At 71.8% G+C, this 26,989-nt stretch carries 20 protein-coding genes; 8 read left to right on the top strand and 12 right to left on the bottom strand.

Translation table 11 applies throughout. The annotated features are described in order from the left end of the window. Positions 1–58 precede the first annotated feature (58 nt). Entirely contained in the window at positions 59–2,506 is a 2,448-nt protein-coding gene (locus KIK09_RS18470; protein WP_372455669.1) for a DNA gyrase/topoisomerase IV subunit A, read from the bottom strand. Between the two features lie 84 nt (positions 2,507–2,590). Between KIK09_RS18470 and KIK09_RS18465 the strand changes: the two genes are divergently transcribed. From KIK09_RS18465 to KIK09_RS18455, 3 genes are all read left to right on the top strand, one after another. Beyond that, positions 2,591–3,415, top strand: a complete 825-nt coding sequence (locus tag KIK09_RS18465; protein WP_214320435.1) for a TauD/TfdA dioxygenase family protein — start codon at positions 2,591–2,593, stop codon at positions 3,413–3,415. Between the two features lie 524 nt (positions 3,416–3,939). Beyond that, positions 3,940–6,039: a RecQ family ATP-dependent DNA helicase gene (locus KIK09_RS18460; RefSeq protein ID WP_250573239.1), complete on the top strand. Its 2,100-nt coding sequence runs from the start codon at positions 3,940–3,942 to the stop codon at positions 6,037–6,039. 179 nt (positions 6,040–6,218) lie between these two features. Then, complete coding sequence (locus KIK09_RS18455; protein ID WP_308164171.1) at positions 6,219–7,403, top strand: RNA-guided endonuclease InsQ/TnpB family protein; 1,185 nt, start codon at positions 6,219–6,221, stop codon at positions 7,401–7,403. Positions 7,404–7,679: 276 nt separating this feature from the next. On the opposite strand, the gene KIK09_RS18450 is transcribed toward KIK09_RS18455, so the two are convergent. Further along, positions 7,680–8,573 (bottom strand): carbohydrate kinase family protein, encoded by an 894-nt coding sequence (locus tag KIK09_RS18450; protein WP_214320433.1) that lies wholly within the window; start codon positions 8,571–8,573, stop codon positions 7,680–7,682. A 100-nt stretch (positions 8,574–8,673) separates the two neighbouring features. Here KIK09_RS18450 and KIK09_RS18445 point away from each other — a divergent pair, with 100 nt between their 5' ends. Continuing rightward, the gene (locus KIK09_RS18445; RefSeq protein ID WP_214320432.1) at positions 8,674–11,328 is read left to right on the top strand and encodes a bifunctional acetate--CoA ligase family protein/GNAT family N-acetyltransferase; all 2,655 of its coding nucleotides are present in this window, start codon (positions 8,674–8,676) and stop codon (positions 11,326–11,328) included. 514 nt (positions 11,329–11,842) lie between these two features. Here the strand turns inward: KIK09_RS18445 and KIK09_RS18440 are convergent. Then, positions 11,843–12,562 (bottom strand): hypothetical protein, encoded by a 720-nt coding sequence (locus tag KIK09_RS18440; RefSeq protein WP_214320431.1) that lies wholly within the window; start codon positions 12,560–12,562, stop codon positions 11,843–11,845. Between the two features lie 221 nt (positions 12,563–12,783). Between KIK09_RS18440 and KIK09_RS18435 the strand changes: the two genes are divergently transcribed. The 3 genes from KIK09_RS18435 (at position 12,784) to KIK09_RS18425 (ending at position 15,937) form a co-directional block, all read left to right on the top strand. Continuing rightward, a complete protein-coding gene (locus KIK09_RS18435) occupies positions 12,784–13,374 on the top strand; it encodes a DUF5998 family protein (RefSeq protein WP_214320430.1) in 591 nt (196 codons plus the stop codon). 665 nt (positions 13,375–14,039) lie between these two features. Continuing rightward, on the top strand, positions 14,040–15,161 hold the full coding sequence (locus tag KIK09_RS18430; protein WP_214320429.1) for an alkaline phosphatase family protein: 1,122 nt from the start codon (positions 14,040–14,042) through the stop codon (positions 15,159–15,161). Further along, entirely contained in the window at positions 15,158–15,937 is a 780-nt protein-coding gene (locus KIK09_RS18425) for a sulfurtransferase (RefSeq protein ID WP_214320428.1), read from the top strand. The genes KIK09_RS18430 and KIK09_RS18425 overlap by 4 nt, the downstream gene beginning before the upstream one ends. Before the next feature lie 222 nt (positions 15,938–16,159). Here the strand turns inward: KIK09_RS18425 and KIK09_RS60050 are convergent, their stop codons facing one another. The 4 genes from KIK09_RS60050 to KIK09_RS18405 all read right to left on the bottom strand — a co-directional run bounded on the left by KIK09_RS60050 (position 16,160) and on the right by KIK09_RS18405 (position 20,956). Beyond that, positions 16,160–18,922, bottom strand: a complete 2,763-nt coding sequence (locus tag KIK09_RS60050; RefSeq protein ID WP_214320427.1) for a CHAT domain-containing protein — start codon at positions 18,920–18,922, stop codon at positions 16,160–16,162. Further along, entirely contained in the window at positions 18,919–19,365 is a 447-nt protein-coding gene (locus KIK09_RS18415) for a hypothetical protein (RefSeq protein WP_214320426.1), read from the bottom strand. The genes KIK09_RS60050 and KIK09_RS18415 overlap by 4 nt, the downstream gene beginning before the upstream one ends. Further along, on the bottom strand, positions 19,362–19,883 hold the full coding sequence (locus tag KIK09_RS18410; RefSeq protein WP_214320425.1) for an RNA polymerase sigma factor: 522 nt from the start codon (positions 19,881–19,883) through the stop codon (positions 19,362–19,364). Before KIK09_RS18410 ends, KIK09_RS18415 begins: the two co-directional genes overlap by 4 nt. 74 nt (positions 19,884–19,957) lie before the next feature. Continuing rightward, complete coding sequence (locus tag KIK09_RS18405) at positions 19,958–20,956, bottom strand: S8 family peptidase (RefSeq protein WP_214320424.1); 999 nt, start codon at positions 20,954–20,956, stop codon at positions 19,958–19,960. Between the two features lie 174 nt (positions 20,957–21,130). On the opposite strand from KIK09_RS18405, the gene KIK09_RS18400 reads away from it, so the two are divergent. Beyond that, positions 21,131–21,625, top strand: a complete 495-nt coding sequence (locus tag KIK09_RS18400) for a DUF3145 domain-containing protein (RefSeq protein WP_214320423.1) — start codon at positions 21,131–21,133, stop codon at positions 21,623–21,625. A 260-nt stretch (positions 21,626–21,885) separates the two neighbouring features. Here KIK09_RS18400 and KIK09_RS18395 read toward each other — a convergent pair whose 3' ends face one another. The 5 genes from KIK09_RS18395 to KIK09_RS18375 form a co-directional block, all read right to left on the bottom strand. After that, positions 21,886–23,310: a carboxyl transferase domain-containing protein gene (locus tag KIK09_RS18395; RefSeq protein WP_214320422.1), complete on the bottom strand. Its 1,425-nt coding sequence runs from the start codon at positions 23,308–23,310 to the stop codon at positions 21,886–21,888. A gap of 136 nt (positions 23,311–23,446) precedes the next feature. Beyond that, the gene (gene fabF, locus KIK09_RS18390) at positions 23,447–24,679 is read right to left on the bottom strand and encodes a beta-ketoacyl-ACP synthase II (RefSeq protein WP_214320421.1); all 1,233 of its coding nucleotides are present in this window, start codon (positions 24,677–24,679) and stop codon (positions 23,447–23,449) included. 35 nt (positions 24,680–24,714) lie between these two features. Further along, positions 24,715–24,951 (bottom strand): acyl carrier protein, encoded by a 237-nt coding sequence (locus KIK09_RS18385; protein WP_214320420.1) that lies wholly within the window; start codon positions 24,949–24,951, stop codon positions 24,715–24,717. Positions 24,952–25,039: 88 nt separating this feature from the next. Beyond that, positions 25,040–25,996 carry a beta-ketoacyl-ACP synthase III gene (locus tag KIK09_RS18380; RefSeq protein ID WP_214320419.1) on the bottom strand — a complete coding sequence of 319 codons (957 nt, stop codon included), beginning with the start codon at positions 25,994–25,996 and terminating at the stop codon, positions 25,040–25,042. Continuing rightward, the gene (locus KIK09_RS18375) at positions 25,993–26,889 is read right to left on the bottom strand and encodes an ACP S-malonyltransferase (protein WP_214320418.1); all 897 of its coding nucleotides are present in this window, start codon (positions 26,887–26,889) and stop codon (positions 25,993–25,995) included. The genes KIK09_RS18380 and KIK09_RS18375 overlap by 4 nt, the downstream gene beginning before the upstream one ends. Positions 26,890–26,989: the final 100 nt, after the last annotated feature.

Below are 26,989 nucleotides of genomic sequence, written 5' to 3'. Positions count from 1 at the left end.
GCTTGGCGCTCCCCCACGAGAACAGCCCGAGCCGCGAAAGCCGGAAAGCGAGGGCCCATTAGGCGCCCAGGGAGCCTCCGACGGCGCCGATGGTGTGGGTGAGGCGGACTCCTGAGCCGTCTCGGCGGCCTATCTCCGTGGGGAGGGGGATGGGCTTGCCGGTGGACGAGACGGCCTTGGCGGGCGCCGGGCCTGCCCAGGCGAGCAGGAGGACGTCCTCTCCCTTGAGGAAGCGCTGGGCGCGGACGCCGCCGGTGGCGCGGCCCTTGGCGGGGAACTCCGCGTAGTCGGAGACCTTGCCGCCGCCGACCTGAGTGCCCGGCAGGGCGGTGGAGGAGCCCGCCACCGTGACCACCTGGGCGGGACGCGCGGGGTCGACCACGCCGAACCAGATGACGGACGCGTCACCGTCGAGGCGGATCCCGGCCATGCCTCCGGCCGGGCGCCCCTGCGGGCGGACCTGGGAGGCGGGGTAGCGGAGCAGCTGGGCGTCCGAGGCGATGAACACCAGGTCGTGATCCTCGGACTCGAGCTCGACGGCCCCGACCACGCGGTCGCCGTCCTTGAGGGTGATCACCTCGAAGTCGTCGCGGTTGCCCGGGTATTCGGGCACCACCCGCTTGACCACGCCCTGCGCGGTGCCGAGCGCGAGCCCTGGCCCGTCGGGATCCAGCGAACCCAGCCCGACCACGATCTCGTCGGGTTCCAGGGACACGTACTCGGACACGGGGTGGCCGCCCGAGACGGACGGCGGGTTCGCCGACGGAGGCAGCGTGGGCAGGTCGACCACGTTCACCCGGATCATGCGGCCCTGCGACGTCACCACGCCCACGTTGCCGCGCACCGAGCTGCGCACCACCGACACCAGCACGTCGTGGGCGGTCCGATCGCCCTCGCCCGACAGGGGCTCGGCGTCGCTGGTGCGCGCCAGCAGGCCGGTGGACGACAGCAGCACCAGGCACGGGTCGTCGGCGACCTCCAGGGACACGGTCGCGTTGCGCTCCACGCCGGACGACTCGAGCAGCACGGTACGGCGCGGCGTGCCGTACTTCTTGGCCACCTCCGCGAGCTCGCCGGAGGTCACCTGACGCAGCCGCGTCTCGGAGGACAGGATCTCGGTCAGCTCGGCGATCTCGTCGCTCAGCACCGCCTTCTCGCGGTCGAGCTCGAGCTTGTCGAACTTGGTGAGGCGGCGCAGCGGCGTGTCGAGGATGTAGGCGGCCTGGATCTCCGACAGGTCGAACACCTCCATCAGGCGGCTGCGCGCCTGGGCGGAGTCGTCGCTCGAGCGGATGACCTGGATGACCTCGTCGATGTTGAGCAGCGCGATGATCAGGCCGTCGACCAGGTGCAGGCGCTCCTGCCGCTTGCGGCGCCGGTATTCGGAGCGGCGACGGACGACCTCGAGGCGGTGGTCGACGTAGACCTGCAGCAGTTCGCGCAGGCCCAGCGTGCGCGGCTCGCCGTCGACGAGCGCCACGTTGTTGATGCCGAAGGTCTCCTCCATCGGCGTGAGCCGGTAGAGCTCCTCAAGCACCGCTTCGGGGATGAAGCCGTTCTTGATCTCGATGACCAGGCGCAGGCCCTTGTGCCGGTCGGTGAGGTCCTTCAGGTCGCTGATGCCGGCCAGCCGCTTGGAGGTCACCAGCTCCTTGATCTTGGTGACCACGCGCTCGGGACCGACGTTGTAGGGCAGCTCGGTGACGACGATGCCCTTGCGGCGCGGGGTGATCTGCTCGACGGTGGCCTTGGCGCGCATGCGGAACGTGCCGCGCCCGGTCTCGTAGGCGTCGCGGACGCCCTGCAGGCCGATGATCGAGCCGCCGGTCGGCAGGTCGGGGCCAGGCACGAAGCGCATCAGCTCGTCGAGCGTGGCCTCGGGCTTCTTGATCAGGTGACGGGCGGCGGCCACGACCTCGCCGAGGTTGTGCGGCGCCATGTTCGTGGCCATGCCGACCGCGATGCCGGTGGTGCCGTTGACCAGCAGGTTGGGGAACGCCGACGGCATGACCGTGGGCTCGGTCTCCTGCCCGTCGTAGTTGGGCTTGAAGTCGACCGTGTCCTCGTCGAGCGACTCCACCATGAGCATCGCCGGCGGCGCGAGCCTGGCCTCGGTGTAACGCATGGCGGCGGGCATGTCGTCGGGGGACCCGAAGTTGCCGTGGCCGTCGACCAGGGGGAGGCGCATGGAGAACGGCTGCGCCAGCCGTACCAGGGCGTCGTAGATGGCGCTGTCACCGTGGGGGTGCAGCTTGCCCATCACGTCGCCGACGACGCGCGAGGACTTGACATGGCCCCGGTCGGGACGCAGCCCCATCTCGCTCATCGAGTAAAGGATGCGGCGCTGGACGGGCTTGAGGCCGTCGCGGGCGTCGGGGAGGGCGCGCTGGTAGATGACCGAGTAGGCGTACTCGAGGTAGCTGGCGCGCATCTCGGCGGACACGTCGATGTCGACGATCCGCTCCTCGAAATCCTCCGGCGGGGGTGCTGTCGTGCGTCGGGCCATGTCGAACATTGTGCCGAAGAAGCGCGGGTGCCCGCGACACGAATCGTACTTGACCAAGCAATTGCTTGGTTATATGGTCCGGGCATGATTGAGTTTCACCCCGTGACCAAGCACATCGGCGCCGAGGTGAGCGGCGTCGATCTGCGCAAACCGCTTTCCCAGGAAGAGGTGGCGACGCTCCGGGAGGGGTGGCTGAAGCACCTCGTGCTGTTCTTCCGCGACCAGCACATCGACGACGAGCAGCATCTGCAGTTCGCGCTGAACTTCGGCTCGCTCAATCACCCGGCCTTCAAGAAGGACTCCGACAGCCCCATCCACGTGCTCGACCAGACCTCGCCCAAGGGTGAGGGCGGGGACGAGTGGCACAGCGACAACACCTTCGAGCCGACGCCGCCGATGGGCTCGCTGCTGCGCTGCGTCCAGCTGCCCAGCGTGGGCGGCGACACCTGCTGGGCCAACACCTACCTGGCCTACGAGTCGCTGTCGAAGCCGCTGCAGCGCCTGTGTGACGAGCTGACGGCCGTGCACGACATCACGATGTCGATGAAGAAGGCCATCTCCAAGGGGCACCCGTTCGACCTGGCGGAGATCCAGGCCAAGTGGCCGCCGATCGAGCGTCCCGTGGTGCGGGTGCACGCCGAGACGGGGCGCAAGGCGCTGTTCGTCAACCGGGCCTCGACCACGCGCCTGGTCGGCCTGTCCGACCGGGAGAACGAGGCGCTGCTGCCGCTGCTGATCGACCACATCCGCTCGCCCGAGTACCAGTGCCGCCTCAAGTGGGCGCCCGGCACGCTGGCGTTCTGGGACAACCGGCCCACCCAGCACTACGCCGTCGCGGACTACACCGAGCGGCGCCGCATGCACCGCGTCACCGTCAACGCCTTCCCCGAGCACACCGACAAGTCCTGATCTTTCGCGGTGATCCTGTACGGCGGGCCGCCGCACCCGGCCGCCCGCCGACGTCCGCCGAGGGCCCGCGACCGGCGCTTGCGGCGAGTCGGCGCCGGTTTCTCGCCGTCACGGCGCCTCGTGACGCGGGTACCACGGTCCCCCCGGCCCCGGCGCCCTGTGCGTTCCGTTTCCCGGGCACCACGGCCCCCCGTCGCCCGCCGCACAGGGCGCCGGACCACCGCCGCACACCTCCCCACCGACCCCGGCGCGGTGAAGCCCACCCGCCGGCGAGAGAAGACCCGGGCGGCCCCTGGCGTGCCAAGGACCGTGGGATGTGGGTGACGAAGCGGCGTAACGGCGCGCAACCCCGCATCACCGCAGGAGCGTCTCCTGGACAGTGCCGAGCCGGAGTACGGCGGGTGGCGGTGGGGCGGCTTCGCCGTACGACAGCAGAAGCATCCGGGGCGGTCTCGCCGTACAAGAGCAGCGAGCAAACCTGCAAGAGGAGAAAAGCGTCGGCGGGAGATGGTAACAAGGAGCACATGATTGACGCCCCCGATGCCGGGATGCTGCGGGAAGAGGCCGAGGAGCGGCTGCGCGCGCTCGCCGGCGACCACGCGCGGCTGCGCGAGGACCAATGGGCCGCCATCCAGGCGCTGGTCGTGGACCGGCGCAGGGTGCTGGTGGTGCAGCGCACAGGATGGGGCAAGTCGGCCGTCTACTTCGTGGCGACCGGGCTGCTGCGCGACATGGGCGAGGGCCCGACCGTCATCGTGTCGCCGCTGCTGGCGCTGATGCGCAACCAGATCGCCGCCGCCGAGCGGGCCGGCATCCGCGCCGTGACGATCAACTCGGCCAACCCCGAGGCGTGGGAGGAGATCTACGGCAGGGTCGCCGACGGCGAGGTCGACGTGCTGCTGGTCAGCCCCGAGCGGCTCAACAACCCGGACTTCCGCGACAACGTGCTGCCCGAGCTGGCCGAGAGCGCCGGGCTCGTCGTGGTCGACGAGGCGCACTGCATCTCCGACTGGGGTCATGACTTCCGCCCCGACTACCGCAGGCTGGCGACGCTGTTCCGCGAGCTGCCGCCCGGGATCCCGGTGCTGGCGACCACGGCGACCGCCAACGCGCGGGTGACGCGCGACGTGGCCGAGCAACTCGAGGCGACGGGGGTCGACGAGGCCGTCGTGCTGCGCGGCCCGCTGGAGCGCGACAGCCTGCACCTGAGCGTCGTACGGCAGGCCACGGCCGAGCAGCGCCTGGCGTGGCTGGCACAGACCCTGCGCGAGCTAGAGGGTTCCGGCATCGTCTACACGCTGACCGTGGCCGCCGCCCACGAGATCGCCGGCTACCTGCGCGAGCAGGGCCACGAGGTGGCCGCCTACTCCGGCCAGACCGACCCGGCCGAGCGGCTCGAGGCCGAGGAGGCGTTGCTCAACAACAAGATCAAGGCGCTGGTGGCCACCAGCGCGCTCGGTATGGGCTTCGACAAGCCGGACCTGGGGTTCGTCGTCCACGTGGGCGCCCCGCAGTCGCCGGTCGCCTACTACCAGCAGGTCGGCAGGGCGGGGCGCGGCGTGGAGCGGGCCGAGGTGATCCTGCTGCCCGGCACCGAAGACCGGGACATCTGGGCCTACTTCGCCTCGCTGGCCTTCCCGCCGGAGCCCGTGGTGCGGGCCACGCTGGCCACCCTGGAGGCGGGCGGCGTGATGTCGACCCCGGCGCTGGAGACCGCGGTCGACCTGAGCCGCAGCCGCCTGGAGATGATGCTGAAGGTCCTGGACGTCGACGGCGCCGTCAGGCGGGTCAAGGGCGGCTGGGAGGCCACCGGCCAGCCCTGGGAGTACGACACCGAGCGTTACGCCCGCATCGCCGCCGAGCGCAGGGCCGAGCAGGAGGCGATGCTCGGCTACCAGACCACGACCGAGTGCCGCGAGGAGTACCTGCGGAAACACCTCGACGACGAGGCGGCCGCACCGTGCGGGCGCTGCGACAACTGCACGGGCAACCACCGCTCGGCCGAGGTCTCCGGCGGGGCCGTCGACGCCGCCAGGCAGCGCCTGGCCAGGCCGGGCGTCGAGGTGGAGGCGCGCAGGCAGTGGCCGACCGGCCTGGCCGACCTGTCCGGCAGGATCAAGCCGGAGCTGGGCGCGGAGCCGGGGCGGGCGCTCGGCCGCCTGACCGACATCGGCTGGGGAAACCGGCTGCGCGAGCTGTTCAACGGCCCCGACCAGGCGATGGCCGACGACATGTTCAAGGCCGTGATCCAGGTGCTGTCGTCGTGGAGCTGGCAGGAGCGGCCGGTGGCCGTGGTCAACGTGCCCTCCTCCTCGCGGCCGTTGCTCGTGCGCGGGTTCGCCGAGCGGCTGGCGTCGGTGGGGCGGCTGTCGTATCTGGGCGAGCTCGGCTACCGGGCGGGGCCGCCCGGACGGCAGTTCAACAGCGCCAAGCGGGTCCAGGCGGTCCGCGGCACGCTGGCCATGCCGCGCGAGCTCGGCGCCGCGATCGCCGGCTGCGGCGGTCCGGTGCTGCTGATCGACGACCGCATCGACACCGGCTGGACGATGACGCTGGCCGCCGCCCTGGTACGGCACGCCGGCGCCCCCGCCGTGCTGCCGCTGGCGCTGGCCACGGTCAGCTGACGCCCATCAAGTTCTCCCGAGGGGACCGTCGTCTTCAGGCGACGGGGGAATCGGGAGCGGGATGGCTGTCAAGGCCCGAGTGTGTGGTGATCTGCGAGATTCGCGCATCCAAGTCTCCTTCCGGGTTTGTCGGTGCCGACCGGTAGCGTTGATCACTGCGGTTCGGGTTGGGGGTGGGTGTGCGCAGGTCGTTCAAGTTCCTGCTGCGCCCCACCAGCAGGCAGGCCGCCGCGTTGACGGCATGCCTGGAGGACCATCGGGTGCTTTACAACGCTGCTCTCGAACACCGTCGTACGGCCTACCGCAGGGCGGGTGTGACGGTTGGGTACGGTGACCAGTCCGGCGAGTTGAAGCACATCCGGACCGAGGACCCCGACGGGCAGGCCCGGTGGTCGTTCTCTTCCCAGCAGGCCACGCTCCGCAGGCTGGACAAGGCGTTCCGCGCGTTCTTCGACCGCGTCAAGGCCGGTCGCACGCCCGGGTTCCCGCGTTTCAAGGGGCGGGGCTGGTTCGACACGGTGGAGTGGCCCAAGGACGGCGACGGCTGCCGGTGGGACTCCCAGCCTCACCACCTGAGCGCCACGTTCGTGCGCCTTCAGGGCGTCGGGCAGGTGCGGGTGCATCGGCACCGTCGTGTGCTGGGCAGCGTCAAGACGATCAGCGTGAAGCGGGAGGGCTCCCGCTGGTTCGTCGTGCTGTCGTGCGATGAGGTGCCCGCCCGGCCTCTGCCGGCGACGGGTGCGGTAGTGGGCGTGGACATGGGTGTTGCCTGGCTGGTCACCACCAGCGATGGCCGGCACGTGGCCAATCCGCGTCACCTTGCCGCGACCGCCGACCGTCTCGCCGCCGCACAGCAGGACCTTGCTCGCAGGAAACGCGGCTCCAGGCGGCGCCGAAAGGCCGTTGCGCGGATTGCTGCGCTTTACGCAAAGGTGCGCCGTCAGCGTCTTGACGGGGCCCATAAGGCGGCGCTCGCGCTGATCCGCGACTACGACGTGATCGTGCACGAGGATTTGCAGATCGCCAACATGACCCGGTCGGCCTCCGGCACCGTGGACGCGCCCGGCACCAATGTGGCCCAGAAGTCGGGTCTCAACCGTTCGATCCTGGACGCGGGTTGGGGGGTGTTCCTGACGGTCCTCGCGCACAAGGCTGAAAGCGCCGGTCGAGAGGTGATCGCAGTGAACCCCGCCAACACCTCCCGCGCCTGTGCCCGATGCGGGCACTGCGTGAAGGAGAACCGTGTCACCCAGGCCGAGTTCCGATGTACGGCATGCGGGCACGAGGCGCACGCCGACGTGAACGCGGCGATCAACATCTTGAGGGCAGGGCTTGCCCTTCGCCAGGCTGCGGAAGCGGCTTAGCGAGAAGCCGCCTCCTCCAGGAGGCGGAGGAGTCACCTGCCTCCCTCACCTCCACGCCCGCCCACGCCACGCGGACCACGGAGATCCCACGATAAGGCGTGGAAATCACCACGCCAAGGCAGCTCGTGGCCCCCGGATCCCGAGCGCCGTTGCGGCGAGCAACACTCACCCCATGAGGGAAACGCCGGACACGCGGCGCCGGCGCACGACGGCGGGCGGCGGTGGCGCGGCCTTGCCGTACGGGCCGTTCGGTGTGAGAAAGCTCTTTGCCGGAAGCTAGAGGCGGGGGCGGGCGCCCAGGTGGGCGATGGCCTTGGCGGCCAGGTGGCACCCGGCGGTCAGCGATTCCGCGGGCGGCTTGCCCTCCAGCCATGGGGGCAGGAACCCGGCGCAGAAGGCGTCACCGGCGCCCGTGCCGTCGACGATCCGGTCGACCGGCTCGGCCGCCACGTGCACCGGGTCGGGACGGCCGTTGGTGTACCAGAGCGCGCCGTCGGCGTTCATCTTGATCACGACCTGCGGGAACCAGGCCGTCAGCACCTTGGCCGCGGCCTCGGGCTCCTCGCGCCCGGTCAGCACCTTCGCCTGGTCGGCGTTGGCGAACAGCAGCTTGGCGCCGTTCGTCCACTCCAGGAACGGCTCGGCCCCGGTGCGCTCGAGCGGCGCCGAGGAGGAGCAGTCGACCGAGATGGACATCCCCGACCTGCGCGCCATGTCGAGCGCGGCGAACCCGGCGTCGCGGGAACCCTCGTTGATCAGCGTGTAGCCGGACAGGTGCAGGTGGCCGCCGCCGTTGAACAGGTCGCGCGGCAGGTCCTCCGGCGACAGCGCGGCGTTGGCGCCCGGGTCGGACAGCATCGTGCGCTCGCCCTTGTGCGTCACGAGCACCACGCAGGTGCCGGTGGGACGCTCGGGATCCATCACCAGGCGGGCGTCGACGCCGTAACCCATGAGCTCCATGTCGCGGTTGCGCCCGGTGATGTCGGCGCCGCGGCGGCCGATGAACGCCACCTCCGCGCCCTCCACCGCGAGCCACGAGGCGATGTTCGCCCCGGATCCGCCACCGTGCATCGTCACGATCGCCGGAGTGTCGCTCGCTCTGGCGAGCGCATAACGGGCGCGAGCGACCGCGTCGGTCATGAGATCGCCCACCACGACGACCCGCGTCATGATGCCACCACCTTGCTGCCTTCAGAACGAGCCTGGCCACGGCAAAAGTAACAGCTCCCAGCCTGCTCGTGGGCCGGACCTCGGACACTGGCACCCTTCGATGCACAAGCGTTGCCCAATAGCGCCTGCAGGTACGCTCGGGACTGTGGAGGCTCAGTATCCGGCTCACTGGGAGGCTGACGTCGTCCTGGCCGACGGCGGCACCGCTCACGTGCGCCCGATCCGGCCCGCCGACGCCGACCGCCTCCTGGCTTTTTACTCGCGTTTGTCAGACGAATCGATCTACTTCCGGTTCTTCGGCCCGCGTCCGCGGCTGAGCGATCGCGAGGTCACCCGGTTCACCACCGTTGACTACGTCAACCGGGTCGCGCTGATCGCCACGATCGGCACCGAGATGGTGGCCGTCATCCGCTACGACAGGACCGGTGAGGGCGAGGCCGAGGTCGCCTTCCTCGTCGAGGACGCCCACCAGGGCCGCGGCGTCGCCTCCGTCCTGCTCGAGCACCTGGCCGCGACCGCCCGTGAGAACGGCATCCAGCGCTTCATCGCCGACGTGCTGCCCGCCAACATGAAGATGATGGGCGTGCTACGGCAGGCCGGATACACCGCCGAGAGCCGCTTCGCCGACGGCGTGGTGCGCATGACGCTCGACCTGACCCCGACGCAGACCGCCGCCGAGGTGACCACCGCCCGCGAGCACAGGGCCGAGGCCAGATCCATCGGGCGGCTGCTGTCGCCCGGCTCGGTCGCCGTGATCGGCGCCTCCCGCGAGCCCGGCGGCGTCGGCCAGACCGTGTTGCGCAACCTGCTGGCCGCCGACTTCACCGGGCCCGTCTACCCGGTGCACCGCGAGGTGCGGGCCGTGGCGGGCGTGCGCGCCTACCCGAGCGTGAGCGCCATCGATGGCGACGTCGACCTGGCCGTCGTGGCCGTGCCCGCCGACGGCGTGATCGACGTCGTCAAGGAGTGCGCGGAGAAGGGCGTGCACGGGCTGGTCGTGGTCTCCTCGGGCTTCGGCGAGACCGGCGCCGAGGGGCGCGCCCGCCAGGACGAGCTGGCCCGCCTGGCCCGCGCCTACGGCCTGCGGGTGGTGGGGCCCAACTGCCTGGGCATCGCCAACACCGACCCTTCGGTCAGGCTCAACGCCACGCTGGCCGCCACCGTGCCCGGCCGGGGCAGGGTCGGCTTCTTCAGCCAGTCGGGCGCCCTGGGCACCGCGCTGCTGCAGCGGGTGGCGCAGCGGGGGATGGGCATCTCCACGTTCGTCTCGGCGGGCAACAGGGCCGACGTGTCGGGCAACGACCTGCTGCAGTACTGGGAGGAGGATCCCTCGACCGAGGTGATCCTGCTCTACCTGGAGTCCCTGGGCAATCCGCGCAAGTTCACCCGCCTGGCCCGCCGGATCTCCCGCAGCAAGCCGATCGTGGTGGTCAAGAGCGGCGGCACCCCCGTCAGCCACTCCGCCGAGTCGCTGCGGCTGCCCGACTCGGCGATCAGCTCGCTGTTCTCCCAGTCCGGGCTGATCCGGGTGGACGACCTGATCCAGCTCTTCGACGTCGGCCAGCTGCTGGCCTACCAGCCGTTGCCCGCCGGGCCGCGGGTCGGGCTGGTCACCAACTCCGACGCGCTCGGGCTGCTCGCCGTCGACGCCTGCGTCACGGCCGGGCTGGAGCCCCGGCCGCCGGTCAACCTGGGCGCCGCGGCCGGAGCCGCCGAGTTCGGCAAGGCCCTCGCCGACGTGCTGGGCTCGGCCGAGGTGGACGCGGCCGTGGTGGTGTACACACCGCCGATCCCCGGCGCGGCCTCCGACGTGGCGGCCGAGCTGCTGCGGGTCTCGCACGACTCGGGCAAGCCGGTGCTCGCCACCTTCGAGGGGCATCTGGGGATGCATCCCGATCTGCGGGTCGGCGACGGGGCCACGCCGTCGCGAGGTTCGATCCCCTCCTACGCGGCGCCGGAGGAGGCGGTCAGAGCCCTAGCCCAGGTCGTGAAATATGCCCAATGGCGGGCGCAACCGGTCGTGCCGCCGCCCGCGCTCGAGGACATCGACACCGCGCGCGCCAAGGCCCTGGTCGAGCGCCACCTGAATGACGGCGAATGGGACGCCGCCCAGCTCCTGGCCTGCTACGGGCTCGACGTCTGGCCCGCCGACCTCGTCCGCTCGCCCGAGGAGGCGGTCGAGGCCGCCGGACGCCTGGGCTGGCCTGTCGTGCTCAAGGTGGCCGACCCCGACGCCTCCCGCCGCGCGGGCACCGTACGGCTCGGCCTGGCGGGACCCGACAGCGTCCGCCACGCCTACGCCGAGTTCGCCGCCCAGCTCGGCGACGACGTGGAGCTGGCCGTACAGCGGATGGCGCCCCAGCCCGCGGTGCCCACGGTGGTCAGCGTGGTCGAGGACCCCGCCTTCGGCCCCGTCGTGTCGTTCGGCCTCGGCGAAGTCACCGCGCGCCTCCTGCTCGACCAGGGCTACCGCCTCGCCCCCCTCACGACCGAGGACGCCGCCGGCCTGGTCCGATCGGTCCGCGCCGCCCCCCTGCTGTTCGGCGAGTACGGCTACCCACCCGTGGCCGTATCCGCCCTGGAGGACCTCCTCGTCCGAGTAGGCCGCCTGGCCAGCGACCTCCCTGAAGTATCCCGACTCGACCTCGACCAGGTCCTCGTAGGCGAATCCACCGTCATAGTCCTGTCCGCCCGAGCCCACCTCCGCACCCCCACGGCCCCCCGCCAAGACACGGCCCCCCGCCGCCTCTCCTAATCCCCACCCCGCAGGTGCATCAGAGTCTGAGGGCCCAGGAATGCACGGCGGGCCAGGGGGACCGTGGGTCACGCTTCCAGGCGCCGGGTCGGCGAGAAGGTGCACGGCCGAGGTCGGCGCCCGCGTACGGCGGTCTGCCCTCACCGCGCCGGGGTCGGCGAGAAGGTGTGCGGCGGTTGTCCGGCGCCTTGTACGGCGGGGCAGGGGGACCGTGGCTGCCCATGGTCACGTGTCCAGGCGCCGGGTCGGTGAGGAGGTGTGCGGTCGAGGTCGGCGCTCGTGTTCGGCGGTCTGCGCTCACCGCGCCGGGGGCGGTGAGGTGGTGTGTGGTGGTTGTTCGGCGCGTTGTACGGCGGGGGAGAGGGGCCGGGGTGCATGGTTAACGAAGCGGCGTGGCGGTGGGCAAGTGGCATCGACTCGCCGGAAGCGCCGGGCGCGGGTCCTCGGCCGTAGTGCGGCGGGCGGCCGGTGGCGGCGGCCCGCCGTACAAGGTGATGTGGTTGTGAAGGAAACGCTACGGGTTGGGGCCGGTGACGACCATGTAGCCGTCGTTGATGGAGATGGAGCAGCCCTCCGAGCACTCCTCCGGGAGTTTGACCGGGCCGTTGCCGGTGGGCTTGAGCTGCATGAAGGCGTCGGACTCGCCCGCCAGGGAGCCGCTGGTGGTGTGGGTGACCTTGGAGCCGTTCGCGGTGGCGGCCCAGCTGACCTTGATCGGGGTGGAGAGCCTGGTGACGTTGGGGTTCTTCACTATCGGCACCAGCGGGCCGTTGTCGGTGAAGCGGACGGACACGGTCAGCGTCCCGGTGTCGGAGACGGCGATCTCCACGTGCCGCTTGGCGGTCGTGTCCACGGCGTGGTCCGGCTGCTTGCCGGGGATGTAGGTGTAGCCGGGGGAGGTCACGGTGTCGCGGAGCACGCGGCCGGGCACGCTGACCGCGACGTCGCAACCCGTGGCGGCCTTGGCCAGGCAGAAGCTGGGTTCGGAGCTGAAGTGGAGTTCCTCGTCCGGCTTGATGTCCCACAGGTACAGGTCGAAGGCGACCCTCAGCCCGCGCACGTCGGTCTGGTTGAGCGTGAGCGTGCCCGCGATGCCCTCCACGCACGTCCCCTTGGTCGAGGAGGAGATCACGCACGGCGCCGCGGCGCGGGCGGGCGCGCTTGAGGTCACGAAGGACAGTCCGGCCAGGAACGCGGTCATGGCGGTGAGGCCACGGAGGCGTTCGTAGTTCATTTCAATTCCCCCGAGGATATTCGTTGAGAATGCCCGCACTCAGTGCAACAGGCCTGGTCTCCGCCCTAATCGATAGCCAGCTCCACCTGATCACAAACCGGGGAAAGAGGCGGCGGCGGGTAATTGTTGGCTTGGCCATTCCGCGTTATATGGATTAAAGATGTTATCTAGCGTTATGTCCGGTGGGTGAGCGCACTGCGCGGTCCTGGCAGGATGGAGCCATGAGGGAAACCCGAGTCTCCGCTGCGGGCCTGCGCGAAGCGATCGAGCGCAGCGGCTACTACCCCGACCTCGTCACCGACGCGGTCGAATCCGCGCTGGGCAAGGAGGCCGTGACAGCGTTCGTGGTCCACCACGAGGCGACCTTCGACCCGGCGATGGAGGTACGCAGGCACGTCACGGTCCTGGTCCTGTCGGCCACCAGGCTGCTGGTCTGCCACACCGACGAGCACCCGGCAGTCGAGGGCGTGTCCACCTCCCACGCCTCCACCACCACCGAGGCGGTCAGGCTCAGCCGCATCCAGTCCGTCGCGGTCACGCGCGTCGTGCCGGACCCGGCCTCCTACGTCCCCGGCGTCGCGCCCACCGAGGCCACGCTCACGATCGGCTGGGGTGCCATCTCCCACGTCGACCTCGAACCCGCCACCTGCGGCGACGAGAACTGCGAGGCCGACCACGGCTACACCGGCGCCATCACGGCCGACGACCTCTCGCTCCGGGTCAGCGAGGCCGCCGACGGGCCCGAGGCGGTCTCCCACGTCCTCGCCTTCGCCAAGTCCCTCTCGGAAGCCACCGCCCGCGCCGCCTCCTGACCTCCCCTCACGCGGCCTCCCCCCAACCCCGCCGACGGGCGCTCCCCCACGCGCGTTTCCCACCGCCACCCCCGCTCCACCAGGCCGACCCGTATCCGCGTCGCCCCCACTGCCTGCGTAGTCCTCCGCCCGGCCTCGCCTCCCGCGTCCGCCGCCCGCACGGCGCCTCACCCCGCCTCTCGCGCCCGCCGACCGCGTCCCGCTTCGCGCGCTCGCCGACCGCGTCCCGCTTCGCGCGCTCGCCGACCGCGTCCCGCTTCGCGCGCTCGCCGACCGCGTCCCGCTTCGCGCGCTCGCCGACCGCAGGGTGCCTCACCCCGACTCCCCGCACGCGCCGACCGCATGGCGCCGAGCCCCGCCGCACCCCTCCTCGCCGCACCGGCGCCTCGTTGCACGGCTTCCCAACGACGACGCCAGGCCCAGCGCTGGGGAGGAGATGTACGGCGGGCCAGGGGGACCGTGGTGCCCGGAGAACGATGCGCCGTGACGGTGCGCAAGGGGCATCGACTCGCCGGAAGCGCCGGGCGCGGGCCCTCAGCCGAAGTGTGGCGGGCGGCCGGTGGCGGCGGCCCGCCGTACGAGAAGCTCCTCAAAGCCGTGCGAGGGCTGGTCAGGTGCGTGCGGGAGCTCGTCAAGGAACGGGACAGCAGGGCTAGGATCGGCGCATGGGCGAGCCGGTGGTGCCGCGTTACGGGTTGGGGTCGTTGGCCGATGCGTCCGGGTCTGTGCTGGCCGCGCTGGGCGGAGGCGGGAGCAACGCCCTCGGCCTGGCGGCCGTCGATCGCGTGTGCGTGTTCCTGGTCGACGGGCTGGGCGCTGAGTTGCTGCGGGTTCACGGCGACAGGGCGCCGTTCCTGGCGAGCCTGGACGGCAGGACGCTGACCGCGGGCTTCCCCGCGACGACCGTGACGAGCCTGTGCTCGCTTGGCACGGGCATGGCGCCGGGCGAGCACGGGATGCTGGGCATGATGCTGGCCGTCCCGGGTGCGGGCCACCTGTTCAACTGCCTGCGCTGGACGCTGCCCGGCGGGGCGATGATGGATCCCGCGGTGTGGCAGCCCGCCGACACGGTCTACCAGCGCGCCGCCGCGGCCGGCATCGCCGCCGGATATGTCGGACCGGCCCAGTTCGAGGGCACCGGCCTGACCGAGGCCGTCTTCCGCGGCGTCCGCTACCTGCCCGCCGACTCCGTGGACGACCGCATTGCAGCCGTACGGCACGCGCTCCAGGAACCCCGCGCCCACGTCACCGTGTACTACGGTGACCTCGACGCCGCGGGCCACCTGGTCGGCTGGGGCGACGAGGAGTGGCTGCGCCACCTGGAGATCGTCGACCGCATGGCCGAACGCCTGGCCGAGGCCCTGCCACCAGGCTCGGCCCTGTACGTGACCGCCGACCACGGCATGGTCAACGCCACCCGCAAGATCGACGCCGACACCACCCCCGCGCTCATGGAGGGCGTGTCCCTGCTCGGCGGCGAGGCCAGGGCACGACACGTCTACGCGGAAAAGGGCGCCGCACCCGCCGTACTCGAGGCCTGGCGTGAGACCCTGGCCGCAGACGCCTGGGTGGTGTCGCGCCAGGAGGCGGTCGAGTCGGGCTGGTTCGGACCCACGGTCCGCGACGCGTGGCTGGAGCGGATCGGTGACGTCGTGGCCGTGCCGTACACCGACCTGGCCATCACCGCCTCGGCGAGCCACCGCATCGAGGCCCTGTTCACCGGTTTCCACGGATCGATGACAGCGGCCGAGCAGTACGTGCCCTTCCTGGAGGTAACCACCCGATGAGCCCGCTGATCACGCTCGACGACCTCGGCGACGCGACCCTGCTCGACGTCCGCTACCGGCTCGGCGGGCCGCCCGCGCACGGGCTCTACCTCGAAGGTCACATCCCCGGCGCGGTCTTCTGCGACCTCGACGCCGACCTGGCCGCGCCGCCCGGCCCCGACGGCAGGCACCCGCTGCCCGACGCGGCGAGCTTCCAGGCCGCGATGCGCCGCCTCGGCGTGTCGAACGGCCGCCGCGTCGTCGTCTACGACGACCAGGGCAACCTGTTCGCCGCCCGCGCCTGGTGGACGCTGCGGTACTTCGGCCACCAGGACGTCCGCGTACTCGACGGCGGCCTGCAGGGCCCGCTGGTCCAGGACGAGCCGGAGATCGCCGAGGGCGACTTCACCGCCAGGCCCGGCGGCATGCCGATCCTGACCGCCGACGAGGCCGCCGCCCTCGCGGCCGCCGGGACGCTGTTCGACGCCCGGGCGGGGGAGCGCTACCGGGGCGAGGTGGAGCCGATCGACCCGGTCGCGGGCCACGTCCCCGGCGCGGTCAGCGCGCCCACCACCGAGAACCTCGGCCCTGACGGCCGCTTCCTGTCCTCGCGGACGCTGCGCGACCGCTTCACCGCGCTGGGCGCCGGTGACCGCGTCGGCGCCTACTGCGGCTCCGGCGTCACGGCCGCCCACGAGGTCCTCGCCCTCGAGGTCGCCGGCCTCCCCGCCGCCCTCTACGTCGGCTCCTGGTCCAACTGGGTATCCGACCCGACCCGCCCGGTCGCCACAGGCTGATTCCCTTTTCTTAGTGCCGGGGGCTTCATCTTGTGCCGAGGGCTTCATCTTGTGCGGAGGGCTTGATTTTGTACGGCGGGCCGCCGCCACCGGCCGCCCGCCGTACTCCGGCTGAGGACCCGCGCCCGGCGCTTCCGGCGAGTCGATGCCAGTGCCCACCGCCACGACGCTTCGTTCTCCGGGCACCACGGTCCCGCTTCACCGCCTTACAAGGCCGGGGTGTTAGGAGGGGGATGTTATGGGGAGGTCGGCGGCGCCGAAGCAGGTGAAGGCCTGGACGGTGGTTTTGGTGGAGGCGGTGGCGAGGGCGTGGGCGGGGGGTTGGCCGGCGGCGAGGAGTTCGTGGAAGAGGGTCATGACCGCCAGGGCCTCGTCGTCGCGGACCGGGATCATGCCGGCCACGACGCAGGACGTGCCGCGTGACAGGAATGTTCCCGCCAGGCCCAGCGGCGCGCCCTCGGCGGGGGTGCGGGCCATGCCCGAGTCGCAGGACGACAGCACGACCAGGCCGGCGGTCCTGGGCAGGCGCAGCAGGTCGTAGGCCATGAGCGGGCCGTCATCCAGCGTGATCCCCGACAGCAGCGGGCTGCGCGAGTCGAAGACGCCGTGTGCCGCCAGGTGGAAGACGTCCGCCCTGGCCAGCCCGGCGAGGACGTCCGCGCGCCGCCCGGGCACCACGGCCCCGCCCGCATACCCGCCGACCACGTGATCCACCTCGGCCTGCGCGTACTCCAGCCCGGGCCCGAAAGCCCCGAGCACCAGCGGCGCCACCCGCGGCGTCACGGCCGAACGCGCCCGCAGCCACCCGGCCGCGCTCGCCGTCACGCTCACCGGCCTGTCGTGCAGGTACGGCAGGGCCGCCCACGGCAGCGTGTGCAGCGGACCGGCGGGCACCACCACCAGTTCCCGGCCGTCGAGCTCCGCCCGCAGCGGCCCGAGCACGAGCCGTTCGACCTCACGGGCCGCGGCCGCCACGTGGGAGGCGGCGTGCGTGGCGTCGCGCAGGCTGGTGCGCCGCATGGCGTAACGGAGTTGGACGACCGCGTCGGTGACCTCGTCCACCGCCCCGAGCCGCCGCAGCGCGATGCCGTGCGAGGTGATCGCCACCGCCAGCAGGCGGCCACCGTCGACCATGTACTCCACCAGCGCCGCGTCGCCCAGCGCCTGCCGTACCCGGCAGAGGTCGGAGACGCCGGGGCCGGAGGAGGACGCGACGGCCCGCCAGCGTTCGGCCCATTCGAAGACCTCTTCGGCCAGCCCGCCGTGGATCGCCAGCCCGAGCCCGAAGGAGGCCAGCCGCTCGCCCGCCCGCGCCACATGAGCCCGCAGCGCCGGGTCCTCGAACGCCTCCACCTGGCATCCCACCTCGGCCAGCCCGTCGCGCACCGCGCGGAAGGCGCTGGCCGTGTCCTCCTGCAGGGCCGCCTCCAGCGCCAGCGCGTGCTGCCTGACCAGCGCGGGCACCTGCGAGGACGGCCGGTCCAGATGGGCGGCCTGGGCCGCGGAGGCCAACGGCGTGGAACCGTCACGGGGCGCGGCCTCGCGATGCCGGTCGTCGCAGATCAGCCGGTCGAGCTGGGCGGAAGCGGTGGGATGGTCGTCCAGCTCCAGCGCCACCTCGGCCGCCACCAGCCGCAGCGCCGCGGCGGCCGCGACGTGGGCGGACTCGGACTCCAGCTCGTCGGCGCAGGTCACCAGCTCGTCGAGGAGCGCGCCGGTGTGCTCCTCCAGATCCAGCCGGGCCCGCAGCACGACCTCGGCGGCCAGCGGCAGCCACGCGTCGCGATCCTGACCCGCCAGGTCCCGGGCGGCGCGCCGCGCCACCGCCAGCGCCTGCCTGGCATCGCCGGTGAGCAGCTCGACCTGGGCCAGCTTCAGCCTCGCCTCGGCCAGCGCGACATGCGCGCCTGCCGCCTCCAGATCGGGTACGGCCAGGCTCAGCATGGCCCTGGCCTCGCCGGGCAGATGGGCGGCCAGCAGCGCCCCGGCGAAGTCGGCCCGCATCGTGGCCAGGCGCTCGGGGAAGCCGAACAGCGTGTCCTCCGCCTCGCGGTACCGGGCGAACGCGGTCGCCAGGTCGCCCCGCCGTACCGCGAGGAAGGGCAGGTTGGCGGCGGCGAGCCGGCCGAGGTAGTCGAGGCCCGCCTCGGCGGAGATCTCGCGGCAGGCGGTGATGTCGGTCAGCGCGGTGTCCCAGTCGCCGCGGTAGGCGTGCACCAGGCCCCGGTTGAGCAGGCCGCCCGCCAGGAACCGCCGGTTGTCGATGCTGGCCGGCGCCGCCGCGAGAGCCTCCAGCGAACGGTCGCACGCGGCCACGGCCTCGACGTGGCGGCCCAGGTGGGCCAGCGCGACGGCGCGCTGCGTGTCGAGCTTGGCCCGGTCGAGCGGCGACAGGTAGGCCCAGGCCAGCGCCGCCACCCTGAGCGCCTGCAGCGGGTGTCCGCGCTCGGTCCTGACCGTGACGAGCGACAGCCTGGCCTGCGCGACGCGCTCGGCGGGGGCGCCCTGCGTGGCGATCGCCCGCCGCAGGTGCCGCTCGGCGCCGTGCAGGTCGCCCAGTTCCCTGGCGGCCAGCGCCATCCCGCGCAGCGCCACCACGGCGGCCTCGACGTCCCGCTCGCGTTCTGCGCGCGCCAGGACGGCGCGGGCCTCACGCAGCGCCTTCGGCGGATCGATGATCGCCCGCACGACCGCCATCTCCGCGGCCCCCACCAGCCCCGCCGACGCTTCTGTCCGGGAGCGGGCAGGCGGCCCCACGTCCGGCTCGTCGGTCGAGGTGCGCGCCGAAGGAATACGCGGGGACCCGGGAAGGTCGAAGCCTGGCGTGGAGATCTCGGCAGGCGCATCAGGCGGGTGGGCGTCCGAGGAGGACCGGCGCGCGGCGGGCACGGACGAGCCAGGAGCGGGAGAGGACGCCTTGGGCAGCGCGAAGGACCCCGCAGCGGTCTGCCGCGGGCGGTTCGACGGGGTCTTCTCGGCCGTCACGGGCGTATACGCACCCACCGGGTCTGGACAGGCGCGTGATCACGCCGATGGCAGACGACGCTGAGCCACCCAGGCGGCAGTCCGGTAGCGGCGAACTGCCCGGTCAGCCCGAGCGGCCGGGAGAGCGTGAGATGCGGCGTGCGGACGTCGACGTGGGCGCCCTCCCCGGGCGGCGGAGAGACCTGCCCCGCGATGTCGATGAGCCCGTCGCCGACGCTGACCTCCAGGTCGAAGACGAGGTCGGCGGCCGAGAAGCGGATCAGGCGCGGCCCGGAGCCCCCGCGGACGCCGCCCCCGGAGGGGGACTCGACGGGCGTGGCGGTGACCGCGTGGGGCACCCGCAGCGCGAACGTGTTGCGCGCCGTGGCGGACACGTGCGCGGGAATCGGATCGTTCCCGGCGGCGAGCCGGAGCGCCGCCAGCAGATACTCGTCGTTGCTCATTGCACCGTCTCCTGTGGTGAGATCAGGGTGCGCAGCCGTTCAAGGCAGCGAGCCCGGGTGGGCCCGACACTGCCTGGTGGGAGCCCCAACCGTGTCGCGAGTTGCCGCTCGCCGACGGCGACCAGCTTCAACATCGACCGGCATGGCTCGTGGAGAGAGGAGACCGCCTGCCACAGCCTCTGGCCGGTGTCGGCGTCGAGGACCTCGGCGGCGGGATCCGGTTCTGACACCGGTAGGTAGGAAGGGAGCCCGGGCACTTCCTTCCGGAGGATCAGCAGCGCTTCGCGCCGTGCCGTGGTGGTGAGCCAGGCGCCGACGCCCGCCGGATCCTTGATCGTGTGAAGATTTTCGAGCAGCCGCAGCCAGGCGCCCTGCACGGCGTCCGCCGCGTCGGCCTCGCCGAGCCCGCACGCGCGGACAGCGGCCCACAGGCGAGGACCGAACCGGTTGGTCAGCTCGACCCACGCCGCATGGTCGCCGTCGGCCGCCGCGTCGAGCAGTACCGCTGGATCGCGCATGCGGGCCTCCTTCGCCGTGCGCCACGGGAGGCGATCCTGCCTCCTCGTGATGGGCCGAGGACTGAGCGTAAACTCTACAGAGTCCACGGGATGGCAACCCCCAGATCGGGAATTTGCCGGGAGTCCCGCATCAAGTCCTCCGCCGCCTGCTTGGCCGTACGGTCACCGGCCCGTGCCGCCACGGCCCCGGCGACCAGCGCGGTGGCGAAGGAGGTCCCGCTCCACGCCGCGTAGCCGGAGAACCCGGGGAAGCTGCTGGTCAGCCACTCGCCGGGAGCCCAGGCGTCCACCCACCGCCCGAAGCCGGAGAACGGCGCCCTGCGCTCCCCGGCGGCGTCCAGCGCCCCCACGCCGACGACCCCCGGCAGCGCGGCGGGCCAGAACGGCCGGTCGGAGGCGGTGTTCCCCGCGCAGGCGACGGCGACCGTGTCGGAGAGGGCTCCCAGCGCGTCGGCCAGCAGCGGCGGCGGCCTGTCGTCGAAGCTGTGGCAGCCGAAGGACAGGTTGAGCACCTGGGGCGGGCGCTCGCGCATCCGGTTGAGCGCGCGCACCACGCCGGCCTCGTCGCCCACGCCGTCGCCGTCGAGCACCCGGGACACCTTCAGCACGGCTCCCGGCGCCGCGCGCAGCAGCAGCCCGGCGATGAACGTGCCGTGCCCGGCCTGGGCGCCCTCGGAGGCGTCGGCCGCCTCCTTGCCGAGGTTGCGGTACCAGCGGCTGCCCGACCACCACGGGTGCTCGGCCACGCCGGTGTCGAGCAGCGCGACCACGGCGGAGGTGCGGTCCCTGCCCGGTTTGAAGGCGATCTTGGGCGTGGGGAAGGGCCGCGAGGCGGGCCCGCCGAAGAACAGCGGCTGCCCGGCGAGTACGTGGTTGGGCGAGGCGCGGAACCCCTTCTCCCGCAGATCCACCGCCAGTTCGCACGGGTCGACACCGGGCGTCAGACGGATCACGCAGAAGCCGTCCGCCTCCGCCACGGCCTGGGTCCAGCGGGCGGTCGCGGACAGGGCGCTGCGGTCGGTCAGCAGCTGGCCTGGCCGGATGAGCGCCTCGCCGACGGATTGGAGGTCCATGAGGCGGTATCTTTCCGCGATCGTCCGTGTGTCACGTGTCACCTTCGCAACAACTTGGTATGGCCCCCCTCTGGTGTCGGATAGCGACCGACGGTAGTCTCTCCCTAGTCACTTGTGATCATCCTGGGGCGAGGCCGTTGGGGAAGGCGCACCTCGTACCGATCGGGAGGTCCGGTGTCTGCTCGTGGCGTGCTCTACGTCCACTCGGCTCAGCCCGCGCTGTGCCCTCATATCGAATGGGCGGTCGCGGGTGTCCTCGGCGTGCCTGTCGACCTGACGTGGACGCCGCAACCAGCCGCGCCCAACGTGGTGCGCGCGCAGGCGGAGTGGGAGGGTCGCCCCGGCATCGCAGCCGCCATCACGTCCTCCCTCATGGGCTGGCAGCGCATCAGGTTCGAGATCACCGAGGACGCCTCGCAGGGAGTCGACGGCTCCCGCCACGCCTACACGCCCACGCTCGGCGCCTTCAGCGCGGTCATCGGCGCGGCGGGCGACATCATGATCCCCGAGGACAGGCTGCGCACGGTCATGCTGATGTCCGCCCAGGGCCGCTGCTCACTGGAGGACGAGCTGGACAGGATGCTCGGCCGCCCCTGGGACGAGGAGCTCGAGCCCTTCCGCTACGCCGGCGACGGCGCGCCTGTCCGCTGGCTTCATGCGGCTGTTTGATCATTCTGTACGGCAAGCCGCCCAACCCGCCTCCCGCCGTCGCCCGCTGAGGGCGCGCCCAGGCGCTGCTCCCGTGGTGGACGGGTGACCCGCCTCAACGGCGCACGTGACCCAGGCACCAGGAAGAGACGACGCCCCGGACTTCACACCGAACAGGCCCCCACATCACCACCGGCGATGTGGGGGCCTCTTCGTTGAAGAACTCCAAACGGGTGAACGAACCCCGAACGGGTGAACGAACCTAGAGCGGGTGAACGAGCCTAGAGCGGAATGTTGCCGTGGGCGCCCCTGGCTGGGGTGGCCTGGGCGAGGAGCTTGGCGATCGCGCCGCGCGTCTCCTCCGGCTTGATGACCTCGTCGATCACGCCCAGCTCCTGCGCGCGCTCCAGCCCACCGGCCAGGCGCGAGTGCTCCTCGGCCAGCCGCTGCTCCAGCTCGGCCCGCTCCTCCTCGGGGGCGGCGGCCAGCTCGCGCCGCTTGAGGATGCGCACCGCGGCCACCGCGCCCATGACCGCGACCTCGGTCGTCGGCCAGCCGAAGACCTTGGTGGCGCCCAGCGCGCGGGAGTTCATCGCGACGTAGGCCCCGCCGTACGCCTTGCGCGTGACCAGCGTGACCCGCGGCACCGAGGCCTCGGCGAAGGCGTGCAGCAGCTTGGCGCCGCGGCGGACCACGCCGCCGTGCTCCTGGCCGACACCGGGCAGGTAACCGGGCACGTCCACGAGGACAACCAACGGCACGCCGAACGCGTCACACATACGAACGAAGCGGGCGGCTTTCTCGGCGGACGTGGCGTCGAGGCAGCCGCCGAGCCGCAGCGGGTTGTTGGCGACCACACCGACGGTCCGGCCGCCGAGCCGGCCGAGAGAGGTGACGACGTTCGGCGCCCACTTGGGGTGCAGTTCGATGCCGGGCTCGTCGAGCAGGCCGTTCACCAGCGGCTTGACGTCGTAGGCGCGGCGCGGCGACTCCGGCAGGAACGCGGAGAAGTCGACCTCCTCGACGCCGGAGGTGCGCACCCGGCCCTGGTGGCCGAGCAGCGTGGCCAGCTCACGGGCCTTGAGGTAGGCGTCGGACTCGGTCTTGGCGACGACGTGCACGACGCCCGAGCGCTTGCCGTGCGGCTCGGGCCCGCCGAGCGCGGCGCTGTCGACGTCCTCGCCGGTGACGCTGCGCACCACGTCGGGGCCGGTGACGAAGATCCGGCCGGAGTCGGCCAGGATCACCAGGTCGGTCAGCGCGGGCCCGTAGGCCGCGCCGCCGGCCGCGGGGCCGACGACCACGGAGATCTGCGGGACGAGGCCGGAGGCCTTGGTCATCGCGGCGAAGACCCGTCCGACGGCGTGCAGCGACTCGACGCCTTCGGCGAGTCGCGCACCACCGGAGTGCCAGATCCCGATGACCGGCACCCGCTCACGGACGCCCACGTCGTAGGCGTGCACGATGTGCTCGCAACCTTCGCTGCCCATCGCGCCGCCCTGGAAGCGGGCGTCACTGCAGAACGCGACGACGGGAACACCCTCGACGCGGCCCATGGCGGCGAGGACGCCGCTCCTGTCCTCTGGAGTGATCAACCGCAGCGAGCCTTCGTCGAGCAGCGCGCTGAGACGGACGACGGGATCGCGGGGATCGGCGGGCTCCTGCTCGGAGCCCTCCGTCACCGCCCGGTTGTCGAGCACCGTCATGAGCCCTCCTTCGCCGATCTCATGACCAAGCCGATCTCATGACCAGGCTGATCTCACGACCAAGCCGGATCTCACGACCAGGCTGATCTCATGACCAAGGTGCCGTGCTCATCGATGACCTCGACAAGCCCGGTCATCACGCCCCTTGGAACACGACGGTCACGTTGTGGCCACCGAACCCGAAGGAGTTGTTGACCGCCGCGATGTCGCCCGAGGGCAGCTCGCGGTTCTTGCCGTAGACGAGGTCCACGTCGATGCCGTCGTCGAGGTTGTTGAGGTTGATGGTGGCCGGCACGATCCGCTCCTGCAGAGCCTTGATCGTGAAGACGGACTCGATGCCGCCCGCGCCGCCGAGCAGGTGACCGGTCATCGACTTGGTCGAGGTGACCAGCGGGTGCCCGCCGATGGCCTTGGCCACGGCCTGCACCTCGATCACGTCGCCCGCGGGCGTCGAGGTGGCGTGCGCGTTGACGTGCTTGACGTCCTGGCCGGTGATGCCCGCGTCGTTGAGCGCCTGGGTCATCGCCATGCTGATGCCCCGGCCCTCGGGCTCGGGCTTGGTGATGTGGTAGCCGTCGGCCGAGTAGCCGACACCCGAGGCGTAGGCGTAGACGCGCGCGCCGCGCGCCTTGGCGTGCTCCTCGGACTCCAGCACCACGATGCCGGCGCCCTCGCCGAGCACGAACCCGTCACGGTCGCGGTCCCACGGTCGGGAGGCGCCCTGCGGGTCGTCGTTGCGGGTGGACATGGCCCTCGCGGCGGCGAAGGCGGCGATGTTCAGCCCGTGGATGGCGGCCTCGGTGCCGCCCGCGACCACGACGTCGGCGCGGCCGGACCTGATCATGTCCATCGCGTAGCCGATGGCCTCGGCGCCGGAGGCGCAGGCCGACACGGTCGCGTGCACGCCCGCCTGGGCGCCCAGGTCCAGCCCGATCCAGGCGGCCGGGCCGTTGGGCATGAGCATCGGCACCGTGAAGGGCGACAGCCGGTTCCAGCCGCGCTCCTTGTAGGTGTCGTAGGCCGACAGCGTCGTGTTGATGCCACCGATGCCGCTGGAGACCACGACGCCCAGCCGCTCGGGCGCGATCTCGGGGGCGCCCGCGTCCTGCCAGGCCTCGCGGGAGGCCACCATGGCCAGCTGCTCGCTGCGGTCGAGCCGCCGGGCCTCCGGCCTGGGCAGGATCTCGGCAGGGTCGACCGCGGCCGTCCCCGCGAACTTCACGGGGACGGTGTCGATCCAGTCTTCAGCCAGTGTCTGGACACCCGACTGACCGGCGAGGAGCGCCGACCAGGATGAGGTGACATCCCCACCGACGGGCGTCGTCGCGCCTAGCCCGGTGACGACGACACGTACCCGGTTCGCACTCACGTTCTTGCGCTCCCTTTCGATCAGTTGAGCGGATTTCAGTTCTGGATGAAGTTGAGGACGTCCTTGACCGTCTTCAGGTTCTTGAGCTGGTCGTCGGGGATCTCCACGCCGAACTCGTCCTGGGCGGCCACGGCGATCTCGACCATCGACAGCGAGTCGATGTCGAGGTCGTCGACGAAGCTCTTCTCGGGGGTAACCTCGGAAGCCGGGATGCCGGTGATCTCGTTGATGATCTTGCCGAGGCCCTCGAGGATCTCCTGCTCGGTCGCCATGTCGCTAGTTCTCCTTCGATTCATTTTCTGGTTTCTGTACGGCTCCCGCCGCACAAGCTGTGCTGTACGGCGCCAGCCGTACAGGATCCTATGGAATCTCGATGACCTGGCCCGCATAGGTCAGGCCCGCACCGAAGCCGAGCAGCAGGGCCAGGCCTCCGGAGCGCACCTCGCCGCGCTCGATCATGCGCGAGATCGCGAGCGGGATCGAGGCGGCCGAGGTGTTGCCCGCGTGCACGATGTCGCGGGCGATGACGGCCTGGTCGGCGCCCAGCTTGCGGGCGATCGCCTCGATGATGCGCAGGTTGGCCTGGTGCGGCACGAACGCCGTCAGCTCCGACGGGTCGACGCCGGCGCGCTCGCAGGCCTCCTTGGCCACCGGGTGCAGCGCGGTCGTGGCCCACCGGAACACGGTCTGGCCCTCCTGGCGGAGGAAGCTGTCGCGGTCGGCGATCGCGATCGCCTCGGACTTGTCGCCGGCACTGCCCCACACGACCGGGCCGATGCGCGGCTCGTCGGACGGGCCGACCACCGCGGCACCCGCGCCGTCGGCGAAGATCACGGCGGTGGACCTGTCGGTCCACTCGACCCACTGCGACAGCTTCTCGGCGCCGATCACCAGCACGTGGCGGGCGGCGCCGCCGCGCACGGCAGCGCTGGCGGTGGCCAGCGCGTAGCAGAAGCCCGCGCAGGCGGCGTTGACGTCGAACGCGCCGGGAGAGTCGATGCCCAGGCGGTGGGCGACGACGGCGGCGGCGTTCGGGATCTGGCTCTCCAGCGTGCACGTGGCCACGATCACCAGGTCGATGTCCTCGGCGGACAGGCCGCTGGCCGCCAGCGCCTTGCCGCCCGCCTGGGTGGCCATGTCCTCGAGCGACTCAGCGGGACCGGCGACCCTGCGCTCCTTGATGCCGACCCTGGACTGGATCCACTCGTCGTTGGTGTCCATGTTCTTGGCCAGGTCGTCATTGGTGACGATGGTGGAGGGCTGGTAGTGGCCGAAGGCCAGTACCCGGGCGCCGGGGGTGATGTCGGGAATCCTCACTTGATCAGCTCCCTGGCCGCGTCGAGGTCGTCGGGGGTCTTCAGCGCCACGGTCTCGACGCCTTTCAGCCCGCGCTTGGCCAGGCCGGTCAGCGTGCCGCCGGGCAGCAGCTCGATCATCTTGGTCACACCGAGCTCGGCCATCGTGGCCATGCACGCGTCCCACCTGACCGGGGCGCTGACCTGGGCGACCAGGCGCTCCATCAGGTCGGTGCCGCTGGTCACGAGCTGACCGTCGGCGTTCGACAGCAGTTTGACCTCCGGGTCGGACGGGCTGATGGCCGAGGCGGCCGCACGCATGTCCGCCACAGCCGGAGCCATGTGCTCGGTATGGAAGGCGCCGGCGACCGAGAGCGCGATGAGCCGCGCCCTGGCGGGTGCCTCTTCCTTGAACGCTGCCAACTGCTCGAGTGTTCCGCCGGCCACGATCTGGCCCGCGCCGTTGATGTTGGCGGGGGTCAGGCCGTGCTTGGCGAGGGCGGCGAGCACGTCGGCCTCCACCCCGCCCAGCACGGCGGTCATGCCGGTCCGGGTGACCGCGGCGGCCCTGGCCATGGCCTGTCCGCGCTCGCGGACCAGGGCCAGCGCCTGCTCGGGGGTGATCACCCCGGCCAGCGCGGCCGTGGCGAGCTCGCCGACGCTGTGGCCGGCAAGCAGGTCGGGCTCGGCGCCGAGCGCCTGCGCGGAGGCCAGGGCGGCGGCCACCAGGAGCGGCTGGGCGACGGCGGTGTCGCGGATCTCGTCGGCGTCGGCGGTGGTGCCGTAGGCGATCAGGTCCAGCCCGGCGACCTCGGACCAGGCAGCCAGCTGGTCGGCGAGACCGGGCAGTTCGAGCCAGGGGGCCAGGAAGCCCGGAGTCTGGGCGCCTTGGCCCGGAGCGACGAGTACAAGCACGAAACCCACCATGCCCTGTAGGTGTTCGACACGCGGATAGAGATCCGTACGAACTTTGTCCGGGGTCTTTTGTAGGAAGCCCACAGTGGGGGTTTCCGGC

The organism is Nonomuraea sediminis, from assembly GCF_018531495.1.
GTDB lineage: Bacteria > Actinomycetota > Actinomycetes > Streptosporangiales > Streptosporangiaceae > Nonomuraea > Nonomuraea sediminis.
Note: the sequence above shows the minus strand (reverse complement) of the source record. Positions and strands in the feature narration are given on the sequence as shown.